Origin of the sequence: Bradyrhizobium sp. AUGA SZCCT0283 (assembly GCF_018130385.1) — a bacterium.
GTDB lineage: Bacteria > Pseudomonadota > Alphaproteobacteria > Rhizobiales > Xanthobacteraceae > Bradyrhizobium.
Genome location: NZ_JAFCLU010000047.1, coordinates 21,218 through 39,627, shown reverse-complemented (window position 1 = coordinate 39,627; position 18,410 = coordinate 21,218). Strand labels below are relative to the sequence as shown.

Annotated in this window: 21 protein-coding genes; 10 read left to right on the top strand and 11 right to left on the bottom strand. The window is 60.5% G+C overall.

Annotated features, from left to right (window positions below):
* Together JQ624_RS35165 and JQ624_RS35160 are read left to right on the top strand one after the other, a co-directional pair.
* A partial coding sequence (locus JQ624_RS35165) for a hypothetical protein (RefSeq protein ID WP_212423471.1) occupies positions 1-244 on the top strand: 244 nt, incomplete at its 5' end.
* Positions 245-313: 69 nt separating this feature from the next.
* On the top strand, positions 314-763 hold the full coding sequence (locus JQ624_RS35160) for a cytochrome c (protein ID WP_212423470.1): 450 nt from the start codon (positions 314-316) through the stop codon (positions 761-763).
* A 418-nt stretch (positions 764-1,181) separates the two neighbouring features.
* On the opposite strand, the gene JQ624_RS35155 is transcribed toward JQ624_RS35160, so the two are convergent.
* From JQ624_RS35155 to JQ624_RS35140, 4 genes are read right to left on the bottom strand one after another with little or no spacing between them, the layout of a single operon-like run.
* Entirely contained in the window at positions 1,182-1,667 is a 486-nt protein-coding gene (locus JQ624_RS35155) for a hypothetical protein (RefSeq protein WP_212423469.1), read from the bottom strand.
* On the bottom strand, positions 1,664-2,146 hold the full coding sequence (locus JQ624_RS35150; RefSeq protein ID WP_212423468.1) for a CoA-binding protein: 483 nt from the start codon (positions 2,144-2,146) through the stop codon (positions 1,664-1,666). Before JQ624_RS35150 ends, JQ624_RS35155 begins: the two co-directional genes overlap by 4 nt.
* A 23-nt stretch (positions 2,147-2,169) precedes the next feature.
* Entirely contained in the window at positions 2,170-2,580 is a 411-nt protein-coding gene (locus JQ624_RS35145; protein ID WP_212423467.1) for a hypothetical protein, read from the bottom strand.
* A gap of 25 nt (positions 2,581-2,605) precedes the next feature.
* Positions 2,606-3,079, bottom strand: coding sequence for a heme-binding domain-containing protein (locus JQ624_RS35140; RefSeq protein WP_212423466.1), 474 nt, complete (start codon positions 3,077-3,079; stop codon positions 2,606-2,608).
* A 534-nt stretch (positions 3,080-3,613) separates the two neighbouring features.
* On the opposite strand from JQ624_RS35140, the gene JQ624_RS35135 reads away from it, so the two are divergent.
* Complete coding sequence (locus JQ624_RS35135) at positions 3,614-4,573, top strand: alpha/beta fold hydrolase (protein WP_312014547.1); 960 nt, start codon at positions 3,614-3,616, stop codon at positions 4,571-4,573.
* A gap of 327 nt (positions 4,574-4,900) precedes the next feature.
* On the opposite strand, the gene JQ624_RS35130 is transcribed toward JQ624_RS35135, so the two are convergent.
* Complete coding sequence (locus JQ624_RS35130) at positions 4,901-5,368, bottom strand: MarR family winged helix-turn-helix transcriptional regulator (RefSeq protein WP_212423465.1); 468 nt, start codon at positions 5,366-5,368, stop codon at positions 4,901-4,903.
* A gap of 99 nt (positions 5,369-5,467) precedes the next feature.
* On the opposite strand from JQ624_RS35130, the gene JQ624_RS35125 reads away from it, so the two are divergent.
* Both JQ624_RS35125 and JQ624_RS35120 read left to right on the top strand, forming a co-directional pair.
* Entirely contained in the window at positions 5,468-7,393 is a 1,926-nt protein-coding gene (locus JQ624_RS35125) for an FAD-binding monooxygenase (protein WP_212423464.1), read from the top strand.
* A gap of 165 nt (positions 7,394-7,558) precedes the next feature.
* On the top strand, positions 7,559-8,581 hold the full coding sequence (locus tag JQ624_RS35120; protein ID WP_212423463.1) for a DUF2806 domain-containing protein: 1,023 nt from the start codon (positions 7,559-7,561) through the stop codon (positions 8,579-8,581).
* Positions 8,582-8,610: 29 nt separating this feature from the next.
* Here the strand turns inward: JQ624_RS35120 and JQ624_RS35115 are convergent, their stop codons facing one another.
* On the bottom strand, positions 8,611-9,075 hold the full coding sequence (locus JQ624_RS35115) for a hypothetical protein (RefSeq protein ID WP_212423462.1): 465 nt from the start codon (positions 9,073-9,075) through the stop codon (positions 8,611-8,613).
* Positions 9,076-9,450: 375 nt separating this feature from the next.
* Between JQ624_RS35115 and JQ624_RS35110 the strand changes: the two genes are divergently transcribed.
* The 5 genes from JQ624_RS35110 to JQ624_RS35090 all read left to right on the top strand — a co-directional run bounded on the left by JQ624_RS35110 (position 9,451) and on the right by JQ624_RS35090 (position 13,747).
* Positions 9,451-9,744, top strand: a complete 294-nt coding sequence (locus tag JQ624_RS35110) for an acyl carrier protein (protein ID WP_028346689.1) — start codon at positions 9,451-9,453, stop codon at positions 9,742-9,744.
* Positions 9,745-9,753: 9 nt separating this feature from the next.
* The gene (locus tag JQ624_RS35105; RefSeq protein ID WP_212423461.1) at positions 9,754-10,227 is read left to right on the top strand and encodes a 3-hydroxyacyl-ACP dehydratase FabZ family protein; all 474 of its coding nucleotides are present in this window, start codon (positions 9,754-9,756) and stop codon (positions 10,225-10,227) included.
* Positions 10,220-11,422: a beta-ketoacyl-ACP synthase gene (locus JQ624_RS35100; protein WP_212423460.1), complete on the top strand. Its 1,203-nt coding sequence runs from the start codon at positions 10,220-10,222 to the stop codon at positions 11,420-11,422. Before JQ624_RS35105 ends, JQ624_RS35100 begins: the two co-directional genes overlap by 8 nt.
* Before the next feature lie 95 nt (positions 11,423-11,517).
* Positions 11,518-12,795, top strand: a complete 1,278-nt coding sequence (locus JQ624_RS35095) for a beta-ketoacyl-ACP synthase (RefSeq protein ID WP_212423459.1) — start codon at positions 11,518-11,520, stop codon at positions 12,793-12,795.
* 16 nt (positions 12,796-12,811) lie between these two features.
* Entirely contained in the window at positions 12,812-13,747 is a 936-nt protein-coding gene (locus JQ624_RS35090) for a lipid A biosynthesis lauroyl acyltransferase (RefSeq protein ID WP_212423458.1), read from the top strand.
* A 411-nt stretch (positions 13,748-14,158) separates the two neighbouring features.
* On the opposite strand, the gene JQ624_RS35085 is transcribed toward JQ624_RS35090, so the two are convergent.
* From JQ624_RS35085 to JQ624_RS35065, 5 genes are all read right to left on the bottom strand, one after another.
* Entirely contained in the window at positions 14,159-15,223 is a 1,065-nt protein-coding gene (locus JQ624_RS35085) for a polyamine ABC transporter substrate-binding protein (protein ID WP_409334415.1), read from the bottom strand.
* 45 nt (positions 15,224-15,268) lie between these two features.
* Entirely contained in the window at positions 15,269-16,441 is a 1,173-nt protein-coding gene (locus JQ624_RS35080) for an aminotransferase (protein WP_212423456.1), read from the bottom strand.
* Positions 16,442-16,449: 8 nt separating this feature from the next.
* Positions 16,450-16,779 (bottom strand): rhodanese-like domain-containing protein, encoded by a 330-nt coding sequence (locus JQ624_RS35075; RefSeq protein WP_212423455.1) that lies wholly within the window; start codon positions 16,777-16,779, stop codon positions 16,450-16,452.
* A gap of 163 nt (positions 16,780-16,942) precedes the next feature.
* Positions 16,943-17,392 carry a GNAT family N-acetyltransferase gene (locus tag JQ624_RS35070; RefSeq protein WP_249130308.1) on the bottom strand — a complete coding sequence of 150 codons (450 nt, stop codon included), beginning with the start codon at positions 17,390-17,392 and terminating at the stop codon, positions 16,943-16,945.
* 677 nt (positions 17,393-18,069) lie between these two features.
* Complete coding sequence (locus JQ624_RS35065) at positions 18,070-18,318, bottom strand: hypothetical protein (RefSeq protein ID WP_212423453.1); 249 nt, start codon at positions 18,316-18,318, stop codon at positions 18,070-18,072.
* Positions 18,319-18,410: the final 92 nt, after the last annotated feature.

Below are 18,410 nucleotides of genomic sequence, written 5' to 3'. Positions count from 1 at the left end.
TCACGGGAAAACCCGCCCTGCGAACAACCTTTCGCGCCTGACGCTGCCTGCGTCCACCGCATCCCGTCCCGCGTTCGCGACGACGCGCGATCCGCCCCTCTTGCCGGGTCGGGACGACGCAGAAAGAGCCACTGATTTGGGTCGGATGAAAAGCGGAATATTTTTGCGCGCGAGACTGGACGGGGCAAATCACGTTGAAGTTGCTGCGGAAAATCGCGCCATCGCGCACGGCCAACTGTCTTGATGTGCGTCAAACTGTCGGGGAGCAAAGCGGCTAATATTAAATTCCTTTTAGCCAGTGTCGGAGCGCGACATGATAAAATGTGGTGCAAAATGGTTGATAATTGCCAGCCTTACCGCTGGTTTCGCTGCTGCGGCTCGGGCTGAAGACTCCGACATCGGTAAGTCAGAATTTCAGTCTTCGTGCGCGAGTTGTCATGGTACGGATGCAAAAGGCAAAGGACCGGTCAGCGACCAGCTTAAGACACCGCCTCCCGATTTGACGATGTTGGCCAAGAACAACAACGGGGTCTTTCCCGCGAACGCCGTTTATGAAACCATAGATGGATTGAAAACAATTCCCGCTCACGGCAGTCGTGAAATGCCAATTTGGGGGGAACGATTCAACCCCATTATCAACTTGCCTCACTATGTCGATCCGTCTTACTGGAAGATGGCCGGGCCGGAGAAAGACCCGGAAGTCGTCGTGCGAAAACGCATCCTCGCTGTTATCGATTACTTGAGTCGTGTTCAGCAAAAGTAGCAACCGACGAGCATCAGATTACTTGCCCATCCCGCTTAGCGCCTCCAAAGCGGAGGGCAAAAAAGTTCGCTTGCGCCACGACCGGACAAGCCGCACCACCACCAACCAGACTGATGAACTCCCGCCGCCCTATATTGCCCCCGTGATGCACCCGCTCAGCTAACGCATCGCACCGGCGGAATCTCACCGCTGACAGGGTCGCCCGGGACTTTTACTGCCCTGCCTGCACTGCTTGCCAAACCTCGATGTCCGAAGTTGATCATTCGCGGACTTCGGCATTGTCTCGGAGGATGTCCGCTTTACCCAGCGAACGGACATCGGCGGGCGACATCGTCATGTCCGAAAAATGCCATGAACGGAATTCGACTGCATCGGGGAGTTGGTGCAGCGGTCTTCCAGCCGCAGGCGAGACGATGTCTCAGCTCGTCGATCGAACTGGCCGAGCTGCAGCTACACGAAATGGAGCGGTAACGGCGAGCGCTCCCCATACCATGGCTAGGCCAAGGTATTCGGACAGCTCGAATGGTCCGATAGCATTCACTGTCTTATCGTAGGTAATCGCCGACACCAATGCGATCGTGTTGCCCACGAGCAGCGCCCACCATGCCCAGCGCTCATGGCGGCGGAAGGCCGTGACCGCGATGGCGCTCCCCATGAGTCCGAACAGGATGTTGTAAATGCCGTACATCCGGTACAGCACCGTCATGTATCCCGCGATCAGCGGAGAGGCGCCCGCGAGCTCCGACCAAGACCCGCCGGAGTAGCCCTCGTACCCGGCGGGCAGGATCGCCTTGCCACCTGGGCCGAGTAGGTAATCCGGGAATGCAGCGGCGCCCGCGCCCCACGCGATGTATCCCAGGTCGACGATGAGGATGAGAATCCAGGCAATCTGGTGGCGCCTCATGTGGGTAGCCCTCCAGTGAGTCTCATGATCCATCGCATGCCCCTGTGTGCGAAGTCGACGCCCACGCCGTACATCATCGGGCAGGCACCGGCGATCACGCTGATATCGTGCTGACGGCAGTACTCGACTGCCTGCGGCGAGACACTCGATCCTTTCGCGAGGGATTGGTGCATCCACACGCGGCGGACCCCGGCAGCGCTGCAGTCGTGCACGATGCGCTTCGTGACCTCAGGTCGCGTGATGATCACGACTCCATCAACTCCACCCGGGATCGATTGCAGGTTGGGATAGCAGGGATCGCCTTCGAAGGTCTGCATGTTCGGGTTCACCGCGAAGACATCGTGCCCCGTTTCCTTCAATCGGCGATAAATCAGGTTACCGGCCGGATGATGGCTGTTGTTGCGCGACACGCCCGCAACAGCGATGCGTTTTTGGGCGAGGAAGTCGTACACCTTGGCTTCGAGAGTTGTTGGAGCCACCAGAGCCTCCCAATCTGGACGGTCTAGACAGCCTGCTTGGCCTCGGAGTCTGTTCCAGGAATCCGGGACGGAATCGCCTCCAAACCCCGAAAGAAGGAGAACCACTTGAATCCGACTTGGTGTGTCTTCAGCAAATCGAGCAGCGATTGCGATGGTTCCGAGTAAAAGACCATGAAGTGATTGTCAGCGTAGTCCTTGAATAGCTTTGAACGAGCTTGCAGGATATGCATGTTGTGCTCGATCAATGCTTCTGGGCCGGTGTATGCCTCACGAACCTCGCACTCAGTACCATCGCTGCTGAGGAACCAGTCGTAGCGAAGGGTTCCTGTGTCCTTCTCTTGTGTGATCCGGATGCACTCGGCTGCTTGCTTCTTGAAGCCCTCGACGCAGCCCGGGCGCACTGTCAGGTGTGCGCTCACCTCGAAGTAATCCATAGCTCCTCCTCCATCTCGTCAGTCGTCATTGAGACACGCCCGCATTCGCTTCCGCCTTCCGCGCGGCCGCGCAGATCGTATCGATGTCCTGGGACGAGAGCCGAGTCTCGGGGCGCAGTACCGTGTACGGGCCAGGCATCTTGCCCGACATCACGTCATGGCAAGATTCGGTCAGTAACTTTCGCTGCTGACCCGGCGAGTAGCCGACCCAATCTGAGAAGTTGACGGCCTTTCGGCCTTCGTTGACGCCATACGCCATGAACCAGGAGAACGGCGCGATATTCGTGTACCAGGGCCACACGGTCGAATTCGAATGACAGTCACCGCATGATCGATCTAGGACGCGCACGAGTTCGCTCGTTACGCCGGCATGCGCCGCAATGGTGCGGTTGACATCAGTTGGTGGGTTCGTGCGGTTGGGACGAAGGAATTGAGCGGCTATCAAAACGGCCACAACGACAGCCGAGAGCTGCAGTAGGCGGTCGATCTTCCTCCGCAAACGTTGATCATCAGGGAGGGAAGCAGCGCAATGGCAGGCTGAGTTGCACGCCGGTATCGCGCTTTGATCTAGATCAAATTTCCGTAAAAAATGCCTGTCGCATGCTCAAATACGAGACGCCCGGGGACTACGTTGGGCGTATCGCGCGCAATCACAACGGCAAATCGCTGCGGAGGCGATGTCACGATTGTTCATCCTTGAGACGCACGTCCGTTTGGGGGTCATTCGCTACAGGGGCGACCCAGCGGCAAGTCCAGCCATGTCCGCGGTGACACCGAAAGCGGAAGTCAATTCAGAACGTTAGCCGCCACGCTACGGGCCGTTGCGCGTTGATGATCCGGCTCTGGGTGTGATTCAAGCGCTCAACCGGAGCCTCGAATTATAGGTGCACCGCCGCCGGAATTCCCGCTACGTTACCTCAGAAGCAACACGAAGAATACGAGGGAGGCTACGTTGAGAATTTCAATCGCTGCGGCAAGCTTTTTTCTCGCAACGCTCATGTCGATTCCCGCGCTGGCACAGACGAGGGCTCTGGTGACTGAAGAGATGATGGTCAAGACATCCGATCCCGGCATCGAAATATATGTCCGCAACAAACGCCCCGCCGACATGACCTCGTTCCGGCCGGAGCAGACCGTGCTCTACGTCCACGGCGCGACCTACCCTTCCGAGACGGCGTTCGACCTCAAGCTCGATGGCTTGTCCTGGATGGAATACATCGCCTCACGCGGATATGACGTCTGGCTTCTGGACCTGCGCGGCTACGGCAAATCCACGCGGCCTGCCGAGATGGCCGACAAGCCGGAAGCCAATGCGCCTGTTGTCACCGGCCAGACGGCGGTCAAGGACATTGGCACCGCCGTCGATTTCATCCTGCAGCGCCGCAACATTCCGCGTCTCAACCTTTTGGGCTGGTCCTGGGGCACGACGCTGATGGCGACCTACACCACGCAGAACGCCGCGAAGGTCGAACGTCTCGTGCTCTACGCACCGGCCTGGATCCGGCAGACGGCCTCTCTCGTTCAGGCCGGTCCGGGCAAGCTTGGCGCGTACCGAATGGTCAATCGCGATCAGGCCAAGGAGCGCTGGTACACCGGCGTGCCGGAGGACAAGAAAGCCAATCTCATTCCCGCCGGCTGGTTCGACGCCTGGGCCGATGCGACCTTCGCAACCGATCCGGTCGGCGCCCAGATGACTCCCCCGGTGGTCCGCGCCCCCAACGGTGTCGTGCAGGACGGCGCCGAATTCTTCGGCGCCGGCAAACCCTACTACGATCCTGCCAGGATCACGGTCCCCACATTATTGGTCGGCGCCGAATGGGACCGCGACACGCCGCCCTACATGGCACAGACCCTGTTTCCGCTGCTGGTGAACTCGCCGGGAAAACGCTACGTCGCGCTGGCCGAGGGAACGCACACCATCATCATGGAGCGCAATCGGCTCAAGCTGTTCGAGGCGGTCCAGGCGTTTCTGGATGAGGCGAAGAAGTCGTGAGCGGGAACGGCGCTTCGCCGCAACGACGGTGGCCGAAGGCGTAGGACGGATTGCGACAGCGTAATCCGTCGTCTCGACCGAGGCGCGAGTTGGCACACTGGTAGCCCGCATGAGCGCATGCGATATGCGAGACCGCTGGATGCAAAGACCCGGATATCGCTTCGCTCATCCGGGCTACGCTTAGCCCGCAGGACGGGTGGAGCGATGTCAATCAATTGCGGTCTGAGACGGCGATGGGTTTCGCTGCGCTCCACCCATCCTACGGACTACCGATTTGGTGCGGCGGACTGCGCTATCGCTAATCCGCCCTACTTCATTCGCGTCAACTCACCTTAACTCCGCCTCGCGCAACGGCGCGCGGCTCAGTTCGTTGCCGGCGGCGATCGCCTTGCGCAACAGCCGCATCAAGTCCGCACCCTCCTTCTCGGTGAGGCCGCGCAGCATGGTCCGCTGGGCCGCCTCGACGGCCGGCGTGATGCCGCGCAGCGTTCGCTTTCCTGCTTCCGTTATCTGCAACTCGCGGGCGCGACGGTCGCGGCTAGAGGGGTTGCGCACCAGCAGCCCTTTCTGCACCAGCCGGTCCACCACGCCGGTGATGGTGGTTCGGTCATAGGCGATCAAGCCGGCCAACGTGACCTGATCGATGCCCGGGTTGGTCTTGATGGCCGCGAGCGCGGCGTATTGAACGGGTGTGAGGTCAAAACCGGCCTCCTCGACCTCGGCGAGGAACACGGCCACCGCAATCTGCTGGAAACGGCGCGCCAGATGGCCGGGCATCTCATTGTTGTCTCTCACAGATCCCTCCAAGGCAGCTGACCGTCAGTCTGGAATTGACAAGTATACTGATAATCAGCATACTGAGCAATATTCAAATGAACGGGAGGAGCAGGTCTCATGCAGTTTCATCTGAACGGCTTCGAGCCGGGCGACCCCGAAATCTCCGATCCCGTCGAGCGGGTTTTGGCCTCGGGCGCTTCCGGACCGGTTCCGGCGGAAGTCGACGTCCTTATCGTCGGCTGCGGACCGGCGGGCTTGACGCTGGCGGCGCAGCTTGCGGCGTTTCCCGACATCAAGACCTGCATCGTCGAGCAGAAGCCGAGCCGGCTGCTGCTCGGCCAGGCCGATGGCATCGCCTGCCGCACCATGGAGATGTTTCATGCCTATGGTTTCGCCGAACGCGTGCTGAAAGAAGCGTGCTGGATCACTGAAACCACGTTCTGGAAGCCGGACGACCGCAGGTGCGAAAACATCGTCCGCAGCGGCCGGGTTCAGGACGTCGAGGACGGGCTGTCGGAATTCCCGCATGTCATTCTGAACCAGGCGCGCGTGCATGATTGCTATCTCGATGTCATGCGCAGATCGCCCGCGAAGCTCGAACCGTACTATTCACGGCGCCTGCTCGACCTCAAGACCTCACCTGCGGCGCGGTTTGAAGACCACGCGGTGACCGTCAACCTCGAGCGGCTCGATGCCGGGCACGAGGGCGAAGTCGAGACCGTCAGGGCCCGCTACGTCGTGGGATGTGACGGGGCGCGCAGCACGGTGCGCAAGTCGATCGGGCGCGAGCTGCGCGGCGATTCCGCCAACCATGCCTGGGGCGTCATGGATGTCCTTGCCGTCACCGACTTCCCCGACATCCGCTTCAAGTCGCTGATCCAGTCCGCCAGCGACGGCAGCATTATCGTGATCCCGCGCGAAGGCGGCTATCTCGTCAGGCTCTATGTCGAACTCACCCACCTCGACGCCGGCGAGCGGATCGCCAACCGCAATATCACGTCAGATGACCTGATCGCGAAGGCGCGGCGGATACTCCATCCGCATACGCTTGACGTGAAAGAGATCGCCTGGTGGTCGGTCTATGAGATCGGCCAGCGGCTGACCGACAAGTTCGATGACGTTCCGGCGGAAGAAATTGCAACGCGGCTGCCCCGCGTCTTCATCGCCGGCGACGCCTGCCACACCCACAGCCCGAAAGCGGGCCAGGGCATGAACGTCTCGATGCAGGACGCCTTCAATCTCGGATGGAAGCTCGCCTCCGTCCTGCGCCAGCGCAGCGCGCCGCAGCTTCTGCACAGCTACTCGGCGGAACGGCAGGCGGTTGCGAAGGAGTTGATCGACTTCGACCGCGAATGGGCCGAGATCCTCGCTTCCGCCAAGGGAAACAACAAGGGCGCGGACGCAACCGAAACCCAGAACTATTTCGTCCGGCACGGCCGCTATACCGCAGGAACGGCGACCCGTTACCGCCCGTCCGTCCTCACCGCCGAACCGGATCATCAGCATCTCGCCAAAGAACTGTTGATCGGCACGCGCTTTCACTCCGCGCCGGTCATTCGGCTCGCGGACGCCAAGCCGGTTCATCTTGGCCACGTCGCCAAGGCGGACGGGCGCTTCCGGATTTTTGTCTTTGCAGGCAGTGGCGACCCCGCAGCCGCCAGCTCCCCCGTTCGCTCGCTGTGCGACTTCCTGAGCGCGAGTCCCAAGTCTCCGGTCAGAAGGTATACGCCCGCGGGCGCCGATATCGATTCAGTGATTGATGTCCGTGCGGTGTTCCAGCAAGCGCATACCGAGCTCGCCATCGAGGCGATGCCCCCGTTCCTTCTTCCTCCGAAAGGACGCTACGGGCTCCGCGACTACGAAAAGATGTTCTGCCCCGATCGCAAGGGCGGTCACGACATCTTTGCAATGCGCGGCATCGATCGGGATACCGGCTGCATGGTCGTGGTACGGCCGGACCAGTATGTCGCGCATGTGCTCCCGCTCGAAGGCCATGCCGAGCTCGCGGCATACTTCGACGGCTTCATGCTGCGGGCGGAGTGAGCGCTGGATCATGCCATGGTGCTGCTCGCCTGCGTAAACTTCGATTGCGGGCGAACGCAAATATTCGCGTCGAAGCCAATTTCCCTGCTGCTATTACTGTGCATGCCGCTATTGTAGCACACGTACTAATTGTGAAAAATCAATTGTCAGCAAGGAATTGAAGATATGACCAACGAGTTGGTGCCGACTGATCCGCCTCCGGCCGCTGGCGTTTGGGACAAGCTTGTTGAAGTCGTTGGCGATATAAATCTACCCAAGCTCATTGCTGGACCTGCTGGCCAAGCCATCTCGCGTCTCATCGCAGGCGGCGCCGATATTCCGGCCGCTTGGCTGGAGCAAAAGGCAAAGTCGATCAGAGACAAGACCGAGGGGCAATCGCTGGTCGCTAAGACGCTCGCTGGTGCCGCTGCAGAATTGGTAAAGAACGACCCGGCTCTTGTGCAACGAGCAGCTGATGCTTTCATTGCGAAGGAAATCCGGCACCAACACAACCGGGAGACTGTTGCGGTCAAGGCGATCGAGCATCTTAAAGAGACACCAGACGCGCAAACAACGACGCCAAATGATGATTGGCTCAACGTTTTCTCGCGATACGCCGAAGATGCATCTTCCGACCGTTTGCAGGACCTCTGGGCGAGAATTCTCTCAGGTGAGCTTAAGAGACCAAAGGCTTTTTCGCTTCGAACTTTACGGTTTGTGTCAGAGCTAGATGAAGATACTACGTCTCTTTTCGAGAAATGGTCTCCTTCCATTATCAACTCTGATTTTATTCCCTTTTTACCTACCGAAGGCGATCTGTTTACTGAGCTTTTGCGCCTTGAAGATGTTGGCCTGATAACTGGAGTTGCAGCTCAGGTAAGTAAGATCTTTAGAGATCCAGGCAGCTCTATCCCCGATACAATCCAGGTACTCACACTAGGATATTCCTTCAAGTCGCACAGTGTGACCGCTTACATAAAACGTCCATTCTCTTTCAACATACGCGCAGCATTGCTCACCCGGATCGGCAAAGAGATTTATGGGATCACCCAGGCACCGGATTCTATGGATACGGTTAGATCATTTGTGCAAGAGCTACCGAAGGAGAATATTCAAAACATTACTTGCCAAGCGCGTTCGCCGGGCGCTGTTCCAGAGGTACTTTGGTCGAAGCCACCGGAGCCCGCGCCAACTCAGCCAGAGCCATAGCTCGCCAATCCCCGGAACGGGATTCGCTCTTAGATTCTGGTGAGGGACAAATACGGCTTAAACGTTGCGATTAGTCGGGCGTTTTCTGTCGTCATCTTGTTTTCAATGTCTGCTAATTCGTCGGCGGTTGCTCCGCGGGCAGAATCGTCAAGAGCAGGCCAATCCAACTTCTTCCGTAACGCCTCGTGCCTGACACCAAGCGTTCCTAAACTATCCAAATATGCCTTTACCGACGCGTCAAAGAGAAAGACTGACTCTGCGGAAGCAATACGCAGGGCAACAACTTCTTTAAGGGATGCCTGCCCCTCGGTTTCGAATTGTCCGATGTAAGTGCGCGCTGCCTCATAAATCGCGAAGCGCTTACCATACAAATCGAAATTCAACTTAGCAGCTGCTATTCTTACTTGCTTAAACGCGATCCAAGCTCCCACCAATGAAAGCGCGAACACACCGATCGCCTGAAGCCAAAGCATCCACCATGGTAATGTGTACATCGCCCCTCCAAGTTCTATGGGTTTTTGCTACAATTGATATTGTGCGTCCTTTCTAAATCTCCTGCCCCCAACCACGCGCTCCTCCGAAAAGAATGGTCTCTGCGAAGCTCCCCCTCCGAAGGGCGCGCCGTGGCGACGGCGTCTCCAAGCGAATTTTCCCTGACGAATTCGCACCCCGGGCTAGCTCAGCTCCCCGAATCTGCCCATTTTTGTCGCCAAATCCAATATCACGGGAACGGCCGCCTCCATTGAACTCGGGGCCCTGCTCCGATATACGGGCACTCGACTCCGGCCAAGGGGAACAGGGCCTTCCGGGGCCACGCCCCCGCCTCTCAAGCCGTTCCGGATTATCTCCAATATATCAAAGGCTTAATGATGTCTTCCACATTCGATCAGATCGCCAACATTATCGCGGAGACCTGCGACATTCCGCGCGACACGATCAAGCCGGAGAGCCACGCCATCGACGATCTCGGTATCGACAGCCTTGACTTCCTCGACATCGCCTTTGCCATCGACAAGGCGTTCGGGATCAAGATGCCGCTCGAAAAATGGACCCAGGAAGTCAACGACGGCAAGGCCACGACCGAGCAGTATTTCGTGCTGCAAAATCTCGCCGATCGCATCGACGAACTGGTCGCCGCCAAGAATGCAGCGCCGGGCGCCTAGTCGCCCGCCATGAACCTTGATTACTTCCAGCTGATCGATCGCATCGTCGACCTCAATCTCGACGAGAAGAAAATCACGGTCGAGGCCCAGGTTCCGGCCGCGCACACCATCTTCGAAGGGCATTTTCCCGGTTTCCCGATCATGCCCGGGGTCCTGCTGACCGAAGCGATGGCGCAGAGCTCCGGCTGGCTGTTGCTCGGCCTCCTGAAGTTCGAGCGCATGCCGTTCCTCGCTATCGTAAAGGAAGCCAAGATGCGCGGTTTCGTCAGTCCCGGCCAATTGCTGACGATCGAGGCGAAGCTCGAGCACGAAGGTTCCGGCTTTGCCGTCACCAAGGCAAAGGTACGCGTCGGCAAGGAGTTGAAGTGCAGCGCCGAAATCACCTTCGGCCTTGCCCCCTTCCCCGACCCGGCCTTGCGCGTGCACATGGACGCGATGGCCAACAAAATCGGCTTCCCACTGCAGGCGATAACGCATGACTGAGCCCAAATCTCCGCCCGCCAGGGAAGTCTGGATCACCGGCATCGGCATCGTCTCCTCGCTCGGCGAGGGGCTGGACGCGCATTGGGATGCGCTGAACGCCAAAAAGATCCACGTCGACGACAAGCGCTTCGCGCCCTACATCGTGCATCCCCTCGCCCCTGTTACCTTCGACGCCCAGATCCCGAAAAAGGGCGATCAGCGCCAGATGGAAGCGTGGCAGCGCATCGGCACTTATGCGGCGGGGCTGGCGCTGGATTCGGCCGGCGTCAAAGGCAACAAGGAAATTTTGGGCCGGATGGACATGATCGTCGCCGCCGGCGGCGGCGAGCGCGACCTCGCGGTCGACCTCGCCATCATGACCGCCGACGCCAAGGGCAATTCGAGCCCCGGCTTTCTCAACGAACGGCTGATGAACGATCTGCGGCCGACGCTGTTTCTGGCCCAGCTCTCCAACCTGCTCGCCGGCAACATCGCCATCGTGCATGGCGTGTGCGGAACGTCGCGCACCTTCATGGGCGAGGAAGCAGCCTCCATCGACGCGGCGCGGATCGCGCTCGCCCGCATCGAGTCCGGCCAGAGCGAGATCGCGCTGGTTGGCGCCGCCCACAATGGCGAACGCTCCGATCTGCTCGTCCTCTATGAATTCGGCGACTTCAATCTGAAAGAGAAGTACGCGCCGGTTTGGCAACGCGAAGGCACGAGCGGTTTTGCGCTCGGCTCCGCCGGCTGCTTCCTGGTGCTGGAATCGCGTGAGCATGCCGAAGCGCGCGGCGCCAAGCCGTATGCCAAGCTGACCAAGGTGGTCGCCGACCTCGCGCAGCGCAAGCAGCCGGGCGCGGTGACCAAATCGCTGGAAGCGCTGTGGCCAAAACTCGGCGTCGCCGGTGACAGCGGCAATCTGATCACGGGCGCGACCGGCGCCGAGCCGGTGACCTCGGAAGAAAAGGCCTTTTTGCGCCAGCACCCCGGATTCGCGGTGCGCGCCACCGGAACGATGTTCGGCCATACGCTGGAGACCCAGTTTCCGCTGGGGCTGGCGCTGGCCGCACTCTCGCTCTCCCGCGGCGCACTGTTTCCGCCCAACGACCCAAGCGGGTTCGAGGTTGAAAAGGCAGATCACCCGGACCAGATTGTGGTGGTGGGGGCCGGTCACTGGCAGGGCGAAGGCATGGCCCTGGTCGAGGCCGTCAAGTAGAGCGTGGCCGGGAAGAACGCTTTCGGCGGGATCACGGCCACAGCAAGAGATGAGCGCGAGAGCGCTTTCAGTTACGCCGCAACATCGGGGGAACCATGTCAGCACCATCAGATAAATTCGGCAGGCCGATCGTCGTCGTCACCGGCATGGGCGTGGTGACGTCGCTCGGCGCCGGCAAGGAAGACAACTGGCGCAAGCTGACCGCGGGCGAATCCGGCATCCGTACCGTGACGCGCTTTCCGATCGAGGGCCTCAAATCGACCATGGCGGGCACGGTTGATTTCGTCACCGTCGATCCCGTCACCTCGACGGGGTTGACCGAGCGGCTGGCCGAAATGGCCACCGAAGAAGCGCTCGCACAGGCCGCGATCGGAGCCAAGGCCGATTTTCCCGGACCGCTGTTTCTGGCGGTGGCGCCGGTCGAGGTCGAATGGCCGCAGCGGCTCGAACTCGGACGCGCGATCGGAAAAACCGAATTCGGCTATGACGACATGCTGCGCGTCAGCGGCGGCGGCCGGTTCGCAGCCTACCATCACCGTTTCATGTTCGGTTCGGTGGCGAGCCATCTGGCCGAAGCCTTCGGCACCAAGGGATCGCCGATCTCGCTTTCCACCGCCTGCGCCTCCGGCGCGACCGCGATCCAGCTCGGCGTCGAGGCGATCCGCCGCGGCGAAGCCGATGCAGCGCTGTGCGTCGGCACCGATGGCTCGGTGAACCCGGAAGCCTTGGTGCGCTTCTCGCTGTTATCGGCGCTGTCGACGCAGAACGATCCGCCGCAGGCGGCGTCAAAGCCGTTCTCGAAGAACCGCGATGGATTCGTGATGGCGGAAGGCGCCGGCGCGATGGTGCTGGAAAGCTATGAGTCGGCGATCGGGCGCGGCGCCAAAATTCTCGGCGTGGTGGCCGGCTGCGGCGAGCTGACCGACTCCTTCCACCGGACCCGATCCAGCCCGGACGGCAAGCCGATCATCGGCTGCATGCGCAAGACGCTGGCGGATGCCGGTCTCGCGCCGGAACAGATCGACCACATCAACGCGCACGGCACCTCGACGCCGGAAAATGACAAGATGGAGTACAACACGACAGCGGTCGTGTTCGGCGAACATCTGCCGAAGATCCCGGTATCGTCGAACAAATCGATGGTCGGGCACACGATCTCGGCGGCGGGCGCGGTGGAAGCGGTGTTCTCGCTGCTGACGCTCGAGCATCAGCGGATTCCGCCGACCATCAATTACGAGATTCCGGATCCGGCGATCCTGTTCGACGTGGTCGGCAACAAGGCGCGCGACGCCAAGGTGACCGCCGTGATGTCGAACTCGTTCGGTTTCGGCGGGCAAAACGCCTCGCTGATCCTGACGCGCGAACCGGTCTAAGTCAGCTTCTTAAAACATGAACCGCCTGCTCCTACGCACCAAGGCGCGCCTGCGCGACGCCTTAAAGCCTGTGGCGGAAGCCACCGTCGGCGCGCTGACGATCGCGCTGTTGCGCACCACGCGCTATTTCGATCCGGACAAGACCGCAAATTTCTTCGGCCGCGTCACCCGCTTCATTGGCCGACGGTTGCGCGAGGACCGCATCGGGCGCGAGAATCTCACGGCGGCTTTCCCCGAGAAATCGCCGGAAGAGATCGAAACCATTCTGGCCGGCGTGTGGGACAATCTCGGCCGCATCGGCGCCGAGTTCGCCCATCTCGATCACATCTGGGACTACGACGTCGACCATCCGGACAAACCGAGCCGCGTCGAGTTCGGCGCGCGGACCAAGCAGATTTTTGATTCACTCCGCGACGACGGCAAGCCGGCCATCATCTTCGCGAGCCATCTCGGCAATTGGGAGATCCCGGCCCTTGGCGCGGTTGCGCATGGGCTCGATTGCGCGATCCTGTTCCGCCGGCCGAACATCGAGGCCGCCGACCGCGCCATCGAACGGATCCGCGCCGTCAAGATGGGCACGCTGGTGCCGGCCGGCCGCGAGGCGCCGCTCAAGCTGGCGGAGGCCCTGCAAAGGGGCCAGCATGTCGCGATGCTGGTCGATCAGTACATGGGCAACGGCGTCGAGGTGACGTTCTTCGGCCGCAAGACCAAGGCCAACCCGACGCTGGCGCGGCTGTTGCGGCAGGTCGATTGCCCCGTGCACGGCGTGCGCATCATCCGCCTGCCCAACCACCGCTTCCGCGCCGAGCTGTCCGAAGAGGTCAAGCCGGTGCGCGACGCCTCGGGCCAGATCGACATCCAGGGCACGATGCAGGCGGTGACGTCCGTGATCGAAGGCTGGGTGCGGGAGTATCCGGACCAGTGGCTGTGGCTGCACCGGAGATGGCGGTAGGTCCGCAACCGTCCCTCCCCGTCATTGCGAGCGAAGCGAAGCAATCCATCTCGCCGCTTGCGGAGACATGGATCGCTTCGTCGCTTTGCTCCTCGCGATGACGGAAGCAGAGGCCGGGCTTTCCCTATCCGCCGAACAGCAAGCCGAGGCTCCATGCCTTCATCGCGACGGCCGATCCCAGGATGAAGATGATCTGCAGCAGCGTACGCGTTGAAAAGAACGAGAGGATGTTGGTCATGTGATGCTCCCGGAGGGAGCTATAGGTTCTCGCTCCGGTTCCGGCAACAGGAGTTTGTTCGGAGCGTGCGACAAGCAACAACGCTGTCATTCCGGGGCGATGCGCAGCATCGAACCCGGAATCTCGAGATTCCGGGTCTGGTCCTTCGGACCATCCCGGAATGACGGCGGAAATCACTTCCCCGTCTTCACCTTGGTCCACAACCGGTTGATGATGCGCTGGGTGGCGGGGTCGCGGGCCTGGATGACGAACAGCTTTTTCTGCGTCGCCTCGTCCGGATAGATATTCCTGTCGTTGAGGATCTTCGGGTCGACCAGCTTCTGGCTCGCCAGATTGCCGTTGGCGTAGGACAGGAAGTCGGAATTTTTCGCCGCGACGTCCGGGCGGTAGAGATAGTTGATCAGCTCGTAGGCCTCCGCGACATTCTTCGCGTCGGCAGGAATCGCCAGATTGTCGAAGAACATCTGCGCGCCCTCTTTCGGGATGGTGTAGCCGATCTCGATATCGTTCTTGGCTTCCGCCGCGCGGCTGCGCGCCTGCATGATGTCGCCGGACCATCCCACCACAAAGCAGATTTCGCCCGACGCCAGCGCGCCCAGATATTCCGAGGAATGAAACTTGCGGACATTGGGCCTGATCTTGCTGACGAGATCGGCGGCCTTTTCCAGATCGGCCTGCCTGGTCGAATTCGGATCGATGCCGAGATAGCCAAGCGCGGCGGGCAAGATGTCGTCGGCGGAATCCAGCATGTGGATGCCACAGTCCTTGAATTTTGCGAGGTTCTCCGGCTTGAAGACGATGTCCCAGCTGTCGATCCTGGCGTCAGGTCCCAGAATTTTCTGCACGGTCTTGACGTTGTAGCCGATGCCCGTGGTGCCCCACATGTAATTGGCGGCGTAATTATTGCCGGGATCGTAGGTCGCGAGCTGGCTGGTCACGACCGGCCAGGCGTTGGCGAGGTTCGGCAGTTTTGACTTGTCGAGCTTGAGGAAGACCTTTGCCGTGATCTGGCGCTGCAGGAAATAGCCGGTTGGCACCACGACGTCGTAGCCCGACTTGCCCGCCAGGAGCCGCGTCTCCAGCGTCTCGTTGGCGTCGAACGTGTCGTAGACCACCTTGATGCCGGTCTCCCTGGTAAAATCCTCCAGCACCCCCGGGGCCATATAGTTGGACCAGTTGTAGAAGTTCACGGTGCGCTCCTCGGCCTGCGCGGGCGAGAGCGACAGCGCGACCGTCATCACACCGATCAGGCAAAGCGAGCCTCGGATTGAAACGCGCATCTGCTACCTCTTGCGGCGGCCGTGCACCGCGTCAGACAGGCGTTCCAGCGCGGTGTCCAGCGTTTCGTCTTTCTTTGAAAAACAGAACCGCACCACCGAGGTCACCGCATCCTGCTCGTAGAACGCCGATACCGGGATTGCTGCGACTTTGTAGTCGGTCACGATGCGCTTGCAGAACTCGACGTCGGTTTCGTTGAGACCGAGCGGCGACAGGTCGACGGTGAGAAAATAAGTGCCCTGCGACTTCAGCACGGGAAAGCCGATGCTCTCCAATCCCTTCGTCAAACGGTCCCTGCTCCGCGCCAGCTCCCTGCGCATGTCGTAAAAGTATTCATCTGATTTGCCGAGGCCGTAGGCGACGGCGGCTTGCAGGTTCGGCGCGGTGGTGAAGGTCAGAAACTGGTGCACCTTTGCAGCCACCCTGAGCAGCGGCGGCGCGGCGCAGACGAAGCCGACCTTCCATCCCGTCAGCGAAAAGATCTTGCCCGCGCTTCCGACCTTGATGGTGCGGTCGCGCATGCCCGGAATCGTGATCAGCGGGATATGCTCGCGGCCGTCGAAGATCACGTGCTCCCAGACCTCGTCGCAGATCGCGATGGTGTCGAACTGCTGGCAGAACCGCGCCAGCAATTCGAGGTCCTCGCGGGGATAGACGACCGCGGCCGGATTGAGCGGGTTGTTGAACAGCACCGCCTTGGTCCTGGAATTGAAGACGCTGGCCAGCATCTCTTCGGTCAGCCGCCAGCCCGGCGGCTCCAGCCGCAACAGGCGCGGAATGCCGCCGGCCTGGCGGATGATCGGCAGATAGCTGTCATAGACCGGCTGGAACACCACCACCTCGTCGCCGGGTTCGACGACGGCGAGGATGGACGCCGTCAGCGCCTCGGTGCCGCCAGAGGTCACCATCACTTCCGTCATCGGATCGAGCGCGAGCTTGTGCCAGCGTCCGTAATGGGCCGCGATCGCCTGCCGCAGTTCCGGAATACCCATCATCGACGGGTATTGGTTGTAGCCGTTCACCGTCGCATCGGCCGCGGCGCGGCGGATATCCTCCGGCCCGGGATCGTCGGGAAAGCCCTGGCCGAGATTGATGGCGTTGTTGTCGCGGGCGGCCTGCGACATCGCCTCGAACACGGTGACCGGAAGGTCGGCAAAGACCTTATTCATGGATGTCATGGTGGAGATCAGCCGCCGGTTCTGGTCGGCAGTCCCGCAGCCTTCCAGCCGATGATGCCACCGGCCAGATGCTTGTCATAGGGAAGGCCCGCCGCCTGGGCCGCCAGCGAGGCCGTCACCGAGCGCTTGCCCGAACGGCAGGCGAAAACCACCTGCTTTCCCTGCGGGTCCGGAATGGCCGCCGGATCGAAGGTCTGGAGAGGAACGACCACGCTGTCCGGATAGGCTTCCACCGCGACCTCGTTGGGTTCGCGGACGTCGACCAGAAGATAGCGCCCTTCCGCCATCCCCTTGGAGACGTCTTCCGGGGTCAAATCGTGCACCTGATGGTCCGCCACGCAATATCCTCCTGACAACTCGCTGCGAGGGCTCCGATAAGCCCAGCCGAGCGGGCGCCAAAGTCGCCCCTCGCGGGGCGAAAATCAAGCGCCGCGAACGGTTTAAACAGCCGCCAAAACCAGGCCGCCGTCCAACGCAGTTATTCTCCGCCCGCCCCCGTTTTCAGGCGAGATGTTCTTTCACCATGGGCCAGGCGCCTTTCGCCGTTTGCGGACCGGTTGGCCGGTAGCCGCGACGAAGGTAAAAACCGCGGGCGTTTGAGCTTGCCTCAAGGCGCACCGAAGGGAACTTGCGGTCGCGCATCAGCCCTTCGAGCCTACCGAGCAATCCGGCGCCCACGCCCTGCCCGGCAAATTCTGGTGCCGTATACAGGCCCTCCAGCATATCGCCGCGAATGGCCCCCCATCCGGCGACGATACCGCCCCGCTCGGCAACCCATACTTCGAGCTCACGCAGCTTTTGCTCCATTCCAGAGAGCGTGAGCTGCGACGCCCACGCCTTTGCCTCGGCCACGGGCATCGCTGGAGGCGCGAGTTCAAGGATCGATCGCCGCCGCATGTCGTAGAGACGGCTTGCGTCCTTGCGCATCGCTCGACGGTAAACGGCACTCATCGTCACTTGCCCCTCGTCAAACGGATCTGCCGAACCAGCGTGGCAGCGTCATTGCAAACATGCTGCGCCAACAGACCGCGTCAAATCCTTAGGCGTCGCCACCACGCGTATTGTCTTGGGCCGTGGGGGTTCATCATCGCGGCTCTGTCCGATCCGCCGGCTGGCGCGCAAGCGATCAGCATTGTCATTAAGCTTGCTCCCCCAAAATGATTTCTCATTGTGCGACGGACCCGTCCAAGCAGAAACATGTCCGTCATTCTGTCCCGGCATCAAGTGACCGTGAGACGTGAGGCAGTTCACATTTGAAAATCGCGAATTGATTTAAGGCCGTCGCAAACCCCGTTTCGGGAGACGAGCGATGCCATTATTCAATAGCCAAATCCATTGGCTGGGAATAGGCACCACGGTGGCGGGCGTGCTTTTCACCTTGCTCGCACTTGCGTTCGCCGTTGTTAGTTACGTGGAATGGTCATCGAACGCTGCCGTGACCGAGTTTATGAGCGCGACCGAGTTATCGGCATCTGATCCGAACCATTCCAACGAGTCTCCAGCTCCGATTCAGTCCCTCAATGGCCGAACGGGCTGCCCCAAGGGTAAGAGATCGCTACCAACCGAACTTTTGCCCTTGCCGTAATTTGCACCTTCAGACCAATTCGGTCTCATGCGCTTACGGTCACTCATCGTGCGCGACGGGACGATTTCAGCCACGATGGGACAGGGTCGAGCGGAGTACGGTAGAACTCGTTACTGTCTCCATCGGTGACGCGCACCGCACACCCCGTGGAACGCAGCTCAGGACGAACGATGCAAAGCTCGCTCGCGAGGCTGTCAGCTTTATCGATCGCGTTTTCTGTATTTTCGAGGATCATGCCGCCCTGGTTTTTGAACTCCGCGCCGATGACGAGATCAAAATTGAAGTATGGCATTGGAGCCCCCTCCAAAGTTTCCAAGCCCGCGGAATCTAACCTGAGTCTGGTCGGTTCCCCAATTACAACTCTAATTCTGAAATCTGATTGTA

Bases quoted from the DNA above. Each gene is read 5' to 3' on its own strand.
- JQ624_RS35155 (WP_212423469.1), bottom strand. From the start codon at position 1,667: ATGAGGCGCCACCAGATTGCCTGGATTCTCATCCTCATCGTCGACCTG.
- JQ624_RS35145 (WP_212423467.1), bottom strand. From the start codon at position 2,580: ATGGATTACTTCGAGGTGAGCGCACACCTGACAGTGCGCCCGGGCTGC.
- JQ624_RS35120 (WP_212423463.1), top strand. From the start codon at position 7,559: ATGACCAACGAGTTGGTGCCGACTGATCCGCCTCCGGCCGCTGGCGTT.
- JQ624_RS35100 (WP_212423460.1), top strand. From the start codon at position 10,220: ATGACTGAGCCCAAATCTCCGCCCGCCAGGGAAGTCTGGATCACCGGC.
- JQ624_RS35090 (WP_212423458.1), top strand. From the start codon at position 12,812: ATGAACCGCCTGCTCCTACGCACCAAGGCGCGCCTGCGCGACGCCTTA.
- JQ624_RS35085 (WP_409334415.1), bottom strand. From the start codon at position 15,223: ATGACGGTCGCGCTGTCGCTCTCGCCCGCGCAGGCCGAGGAGCGCACC.
- JQ624_RS35080 (WP_212423456.1), bottom strand. From the start codon at position 16,441: ATGACATCCATGAATAAGGTCTTTGCCGACCTTCCGGTCACCGTGTTC.
- JQ624_RS35105 (WP_212423461.1), top strand. From the start codon at position 9,754: ATGAACCTTGATTACTTCCAGCTGATCGATCGCATCGTCGACCTCAAT.
- JQ624_RS35160 (WP_212423470.1), top strand. From the start codon at position 314: ATGATAAAATGTGGTGCAAAATGGTTGATAATTGCCAGCCTTACCGCT.
- JQ624_RS35115 (WP_212423462.1), bottom strand. From the start codon at position 9,075: ATGTACACATTACCATGGTGGATGCTTTGGCTTCAGGCGATCGGTGTG.
- JQ624_RS35070 (WP_249130308.1), bottom strand. From the start codon at position 17,392: ATGAGTGCCGTTTACCGTCGAGCGATGCGCAAGGACGCAAGCCGTCTC.
- JQ624_RS35110 (WP_028346689.1), top strand. From the start codon at position 9,451: ATGTCTTCCACATTCGATCAGATCGCCAACATTATCGCGGAGACCTGC.
- JQ624_RS35125 (WP_212423464.1), top strand. From the start codon at position 5,468: ATGCAGTTTCATCTGAACGGCTTCGAGCCGGGCGACCCCGAAATCTCC.
- JQ624_RS35065 (WP_212423453.1), bottom strand. From the start codon at position 18,318: ATGCCATACTTCAATTTTGATCTCGTCATCGGCGCGGAGTTCAAAAAC.
- JQ624_RS35095 (WP_212423459.1), top strand. From the start codon at position 11,518: ATGTCAGCACCATCAGATAAATTCGGCAGGCCGATCGTCGTCGTCACC.